We start from the raw sequence: 6,781 nt of genomic DNA on the forward strand, positions 1-6,781 counted from the left end.
CGCTTTCGCTCTACCCATCCTACAAATATTGCGCCGCCTCACCGCGTCGCCAGCACGACGCCGGCGAGGGTGAAGGCCAGCGCGGCGATCTGGCCTGCGCCGAGCGGCTCGTGCAGCGCGAGAGCTGAGGTCACGACGCCGATGACGGGCACGGCCATGGTGCCGATCGCGGCGACCGAGGCCGGCAGGCGCGACAGCGCGGCGAACCAGCTCACATAGGCGATGCAGAACTGCCCGACGACCGAATAGACCAGCAAGCCCCAGCCGACCGGCGTCACCTGCGACAGATGCGTCGTCTCCAGCGCCAGGCCCACGATCGCAACCGGCAGGCAGCCGAGACCGATCTGCCAGGCGGCCGCCGTGATCGGCGGCAGATGGATCGGATATTTCTTTGAGACCACCGTGCCGACCGCAAAGCCGATCGAGCCGCCGAGCGCCATGATGATGCCCGGCAGCTTTTCCACGCTCGCGGAGACGCCGTTGCCGCCCATGATCGAGGCCAGGCCTGCAAAGGCCATCACCAGCGCGATGGTGCGCAGAAGCGTCGGCCGCTCCCCTAACACCGGCCAGGCAAAGAGCGAGGCCCAGACCGGCATGGTGTAGGCGATCAGCGCCGCCTCGCTCGCCGGCAACCACAAGAGCGCCAGCCCCATCAGCACCATCCAGCCGGTGACGTTGAGAATGGCCGCGACCAGAAGCCGCGGCCATATGCCGGGGGCGATCCTCAGGCTGTCGCGGCGGATCACGGCCAGAGCTGCGAGCAGGAGCGCGCCGAGCACGCCGGTGACGCCGCGCAAGCTCAGCGGCGGTAGTTCGGAGAGCAAAAACTTGGTCACCGGCCAGTTGAAGCCCCAACCCACCGAGGTGATGGCGAGGAACATCAGGCCGGCCGGGGCGATGCGCGTCCGCATCCCCCGTTTTGTCGAATCATGCATGTGGTAGCCCGGCAGAAACGGGGCCACCTTGTCGCCTATTGGCGCGCTCCACCACCACCCAAGCGAGCATGGCTGCCTGTACGTTCCGTAGCACTACGTGAGTCCTGCTGACGCAAGCCCCGAGGCAAAAATAAACGCACCCTGTGAACAGCGGGACGAAGCCCGCCAGGCATCACCAAACGCAAATTTTTTTGGTTGGGAATCTCTCAGGACTCACTGATACTTGCCTCCACAACAGGCGCGGTTCCGACCCCTGTTATCCCCGTCTTTCCACCATATTTAGTATTTGATTCAGGAACTCGCACTAGTTCTTGACGTGCGCAACGGAGAGTCCTAGCTTTCGGTCCGTTCGGCGCGAGTGTGTTTGCGTCCCGCCGGTCACTCCCCAAAGGGTCCTCGCAAATGACCACTCCGCCAGCCGAAGGGGGCAGCGGGTGAAGGGCTTGTCTGCCCTTGATTTGCCGACTCTCGGGGCGCTCGAACGGGCCGAGACAGGCCCGGAGCAAGCGTAGTGTGGTGGCGTTGAACGCATGTCGCGCGCATCCCCTTGGGGGCGGGTGCACGTGGACATGCCGGCGGATGATCGGTGCTTCGGTACTGGTCGCTCCGTCGGGAGAAACTGGGCCGGATCCACCGGCTGAACTGCGAAGCCTTGAAGCCGAAACGGCCGGGAGGAGTCGCGAGAGAATAACGACCCGGCAGCGCCTGAACGAAAGGCGGGTCCGGCTAGAAAAGGACGGGGCAAACTATGAAAATTGAGCGGCGCCACACCACGGTAGGACAGTCACCCTATGCCGGGATCGAATTCCGGCTGACCACGTCGGAGATCCGCAATCCCGACGGCTCGGTCGTATTCAAACTTGATAACGTCGAAGTGCCGACCGAGTGGTCGCAGGTCGCCTCCGACGTGCTGGCCCAGAAGTATTTCCGCAAAGCCGGCGTTGCCGCGCGCCTGAAGAAGGTCGAGGAGGAATCCGTCCCCTCCTTCCTGTGGCGCTCCGTGCCCGATACCGACGCGCTGGCCGCGCTGCCTGAAAAGGAGCGCTATGTCAGCGAGCTCTCGGCGAAGCAGGTGTTCGACCGCCTCGCCGGCTGCTGGACCTATTGGGGCTGGAAGGGCAAGTACTTCTCCTCCGACGAGGACGCCCAGGCCTTCTATGACGAGCTCCGCTACATGCTCGCCATGCAGATGGTCGCGCCGAACTCGCCGCAATGGTTCAACACCGGCCTGCACTGGGCCTATGGCATCGACGGCCCCGGCCAGGGCCACTATTACGTCGACCCCTTCACCGGGAAGCTGACCAAGTCGAAGTCTGCCTACGAGCATCCGCAGCCGCACGCCTGCTTCATCCAGGGCGTCGGTGACGACCTCGTCAACGAGGGCGGCATCATGGACCTCTGGGTGCGCGAGGCGCGCCTGTTCAAATATGGCTCCGGCACCGGCTCCAACTTCTCGCGCCTGCGCGGCGAAGGCGAAAAGCTGTCCGGCGGCGGCCGCTCGTCCGGCCTGATGAGCTTCCTCAAGATCGGCGACCGCGCGGCGGGCGCCATCAAGAGCGGCGGCACCACGCGCCGCGCGGCCAAGATGGTCGTGGTCGACGTCGATCACCCCGACATCGAGACCTATATCGACTGGAAGGTGAAGGAGGAGCAGAAGGTCGCCGCCCTCGTCACGGGATCCAAGATCAACCAGAAGCACCTGAAAGCGGTGCTGAAGGCCTGCGTGAACTGCGAAGGCTCGGGCGACGACTGCTTCGACCCCGAGAAGAACCCTGCCCTGCGCCGCGAGATCAAGCTGGCGCGCAAGAGCCTCGTGCCCGACAACTACATCAAGCGGGTGATCCAGTTTGCCAAGCAGGGCTACAAGGACATCCAGTTCGACACCTACGACACCGACTGGGATTCGGAAGCCTACCTCACCGTCTCGGGCCAGAACTCCAACAACTCGGTCTCGCTGAAGGACGACTTCCTGCGCGCGGTCGAGACCGACGGCGACTGGAGCCTCATTGGCCGCACCAACAAGAAGGTGACGAAGACGCTGCGCGCCCGCGACCTCTGGGAGAAGATCGGCTACGCCGCCTGGGCGTCGGCCGACCCGGGCCTGCACTTCAACACCACGATGAACGACTGGCACACCTGCAAGGCGTCCGGCGACATCCGCGCGTCCAATCCGTGCTCGGAATACATGTTCCTGGACGACACGGCGTGCAACCTCGCCTCAGCCAACCTGCTGACGTTCTACAACACGACGACGAAGCACTTTGACGTCGAGGGCTACGAGCACCTCTGCCGGCTCTGGACGCTGGTGCTCGAAATCTCCGTGATGATGGCGCAGTTCCCGTCCCGCGCGATCGCCGAGCTCTCCTACGAGTTCCGCACGCTGGGCCTCGGCTACGCCAATATCGGCGGCCTGCTGATGACCATGGGCCTGCCGTACGACTCGAAGGAAGGCCGCGCGCTCTGCGGCGCGCTGACCGCCGTCATGACCGGCATCACCTACAAGACGTCGGCGGAGATGGCGGCCGAGCTCGGCACCTTCCCCGGCTACAAGAAGAACGCCGCGCACATGCTGCGCGTCATCCGCAACCACCGCCGCGCCGCGCACGGCCAGGCCTCCGGCTACGAGGCGCTCAGCGTCAACCCGGTGCCGCTCGACCACGCCTCCTGCCCGCAAGCCGACCTGGTCGCGCATGCGCAGGCAGCCTGGGATGCGGCGCTCGAGCTCGGCGAGCAGCACGGCTATCGCAACGCCCAGACCACGGTGATCGCGCCGACCGGCACGATCGGCCTCGTCATGGATTGCGACACCACCGGCATCGAGCCCGACTTCGCGCTGGTGAAGTTCAAGAAGCTCGCCGGCGGCGGCTACTTCAAGATCATCAACCGCGCAGTCCCCGCAGCGCTTCGCACGCTCGGCTATCGCGAGAGCGAAATCGCGGAGATGGAGGCCTATGCCGTCGGCCACGGCTCGCTGTCGAATGCCCCCGGCATCAACGCCTCGACGCTGAAGGCCAAGGGCTTTACCGATGAAGCGATCGCCAAGGTCGAAAAGGCCCTGCCGACCGCCTTCGACATCAAGTTCGCCTTCAACAAGTGGACCTTTGGCGAGGATTTCATCCGCGACCAGCTCGGCATCGGCGCCGAGGCGATCGCAGCCCCCGGCTTCGACCTGCTCCAGGCCGTCGGCTTCACCAAGCGCGAGATCGAGGCCGCCAACGTCCACATCTGCGGCGCGATGACGGTGGAAGGTGCTCCGCACCTCAAGGCCGAGCACTATCCGGTGTTCGACTGCGCCAACCCCTGCGGCAAGATCGGCAAGCGCTATCTGTCGGTCGAGAGCCACATCCGCATGATGGCGGCCAGCCAGCCCTTCATCTCGGGTGCAATCTCCAAGACCATCAACATGCCGAACGACGCCACGGTGGAGGACTGCAAGTCCGCCTACATGCTGTCGTGGAAGCTGGCGCTGAAGGCCAACGCGCTCTATCGCGACGGCTCGAAGCTGTCGCAGCCGCTCAACTCGCAGCTCATCAGCGATGATGAGGACGAGGACGATGCGGTCGAGCAGCTCTACGAGAAGCCGCTTGCCGCGCGCGCCGCCCAGGTCTCCGAGAAGATCGTCGAAAAGCTCGTCGAGCGCATCATCGTGATGCGCGAGCGCGAGAAGATGCCGGATCGCCGCAAGGGCTACACCCAGAAGGCGGTCGTCGGCGGCCACAAGGTCTACTTGCGAACCGGCGAGTATGACGACGGCCGTCTCGGCGAGATCTTCATCGACATGCACAAGGAAGGCGCTGCGCTCCGCTCCTTCATCAACAACTTCGCCATCGCCGTGTCGCTCGGTCTGCAATACGGCGTGCCGCTCGATGAATATGTCGACGCCTTCACCTTCACCCGCTTCGAGCCCGCGGGCCCCGTGCAGGGCAACGACAGCATCAAGTACGCGACCTCGATCCTCGACTACGTCTTCCGCGAGCTGGCGGTGAGCTACCTCAGCCGCTTCGACCTCGCCCACGTCGATCCCAGCGAGACGGGTTTTGACGCGCTCGGCAAGGGCGTCGAGGAAGGCAAGGAGCCGGACGACGAGCCGGGCCACCACGCGACCAAGCTGGTCTCGCGCGGCCTCACCCGCTCGCGTACGGACAATTTGGTCGTGATGCGCGGCGGCTCCGCCGCGGTCTCCTCCGGCAACGACAGCGCCCCCGCCGGCGGCCACCGCGTCACCGCGCTGCACAGCGCATCGGTGCGCGCCGGCGACACGATCGAAGGCGCCGTCGCCCTGAAGCAGGAAGCCAGCCACGATCTCTCTCCAACAGAGAAGCTCGAGCAGCTCCAGTGGAGCAAGGCCGGCACCGCGCAGACGGTCGTCCCCACCAAGGCCGAGCGCCGCGCGGAAGCCAAGGCCAAGGGCTATGAAGGCGAGATGTGCTCAGAGTGCGGCAACTTCACGCTGGTGCGGAATGGCACTTGTATGAAGTGTGATACGTGCGGCAGCACGACGGGGTGTTCGTAAGGCACCCAACTCAATGCTCGTCGACAACAAACAAGGGGCCGCTCGAAAAGCGGCCCCTTCATTCTGCGGCCTGTAGGATGGGTGGAGCGAAGCGATACCCATCGACGGCGGTTCAAGACGGTGATGGGTTTCGCAAGGGCTCAACCCATCCTACGGCTACGGCAATTCGCTCTGCGCTCGTCCACCATGAGCTACCCGTTGAAAAACAGATCCTAAATGGGGGAAACGATGCTTGAAGGCCAATGGCTGGGAAAATATGCCGGAACGAATGCCGGCGACGCCGTATTGGAGCTTGATGCCATTGGAGCGAACTACGAAGGCCGAGTCTACGTCTACGATCAACGAACGGATTTGCCATCTGCCGCCACCTACGTGGTCATACCGGCGGGCGTGCCGAAGCACAGCATCAAGGGCTCGCCGCTTCTCGCACTACATCCTATAACCGGCGACTTTGTCGAATGGGAAGCGATTAAGCCTCGTTTCCAAGGCATCACCTTTCCAAAAACAGCTGACACTGACTGGAGCATAACAGGTCCAACCCTCAACGTTGATTGGGTCACCGACATTGGTACATCGGGTAGCGCCACGCTCAATCGAGTGGATGGTAGTAAACCTTCACGCTTACAGCCCCTAAGCATCAATACTTGGGAAGAGTTTCGTCGCTACGTCCGCGACCTGCCGCCGTATCGGTATATATTTCGCGGGCAAGAGAGCAACGCCTGGAGGCTTCGAACGTCCTTCCATCGTACTCGGCGCGCTGATCTTATTAGATACATGCAAGTCGATGTACATGAATTGCATCGCCACCTGAGCGGACTCACAAGCCATTATTTCAATCTGGAGGCGCCGTTTGAGTACGCCGCTTTCTTAAGCTTGGCGCAACACCATGGATATCCGACTCCGCTTCTCGACTGGACTTATTCGCCATTTATCGGTGCCTATTTCGCATTCAAAAGAGCGACACTGCCCATAGAGAAGGTCAGGATTTTCGTTTTCGACCGAGAGCTATGGGTGAAGGACTGGAATCAGCTGCAGAAGATTACTCCCGCTCGCCTGCACTTCTCTATGGTGGATGCAGTTGCGCTCAACAATGAACGAAAGATACCGCAGCAAGCACTCGCCACTGTAACAAACGCTGAAGATATTGAGGATTACATCAGCACCAAAGAGACGGATGGCCGTCGCTATTTACAGGCGATAGACTTACCGCTTGCGCAACGCCAAGAGGTCTTAATTGAGTTGAACCTAATGGGCATAGGTCGTGTCCCCCGTGATGGTGTAGCTCGGTAGAGCAAAGCCGTCCGCACGCGCGCCCTCAAATAGCGCCGTAGCG

3 protein-coding genes are annotated in these 6,781 nt (G+C 62.7%); 2 read left to right on the forward strand and 1 reads right to left on the reverse strand.

Translation table 11 applies throughout. From position 1 onward, the window contains the following. Positions 1-38 precede the first annotated feature (38 nt). Complete coding sequence (locus Q2941_RS39730; protein WP_458195895.1) at positions 39-935, reverse strand: DMT family transporter; 897 nt, start codon at positions 933-935, stop codon at positions 39-41. Between the two features lie 748 nt (positions 936-1,683). Here Q2941_RS39730 and Q2941_RS39735 point away from each other — a divergent pair. Together Q2941_RS39735 and Q2941_RS39740 are read left to right on the forward strand one after the other, a co-directional pair. Then, positions 1,684-5,448 carry a vitamin B12-dependent ribonucleotide reductase gene (locus Q2941_RS39735; protein ID WP_458195892.1) on the forward strand — a complete coding sequence of 1,255 codons (3,765 nt, stop codon included), beginning with the start codon at positions 1,684-1,686 and terminating at the stop codon, positions 5,446-5,448. Between the two features lie 228 nt (positions 5,449-5,676). Continuing rightward, a complete protein-coding gene (locus Q2941_RS39740) occupies positions 5,677-6,738 on the forward strand; it encodes an FRG domain-containing protein (RefSeq protein WP_458195893.1) in 1,062 nt (353 codons plus the stop codon). Positions 6,739-6,781: the final 43 nt, after the last annotated feature.

Source organism: Bradyrhizobium sp. UFLA05-153 (assembly GCF_054185185.1).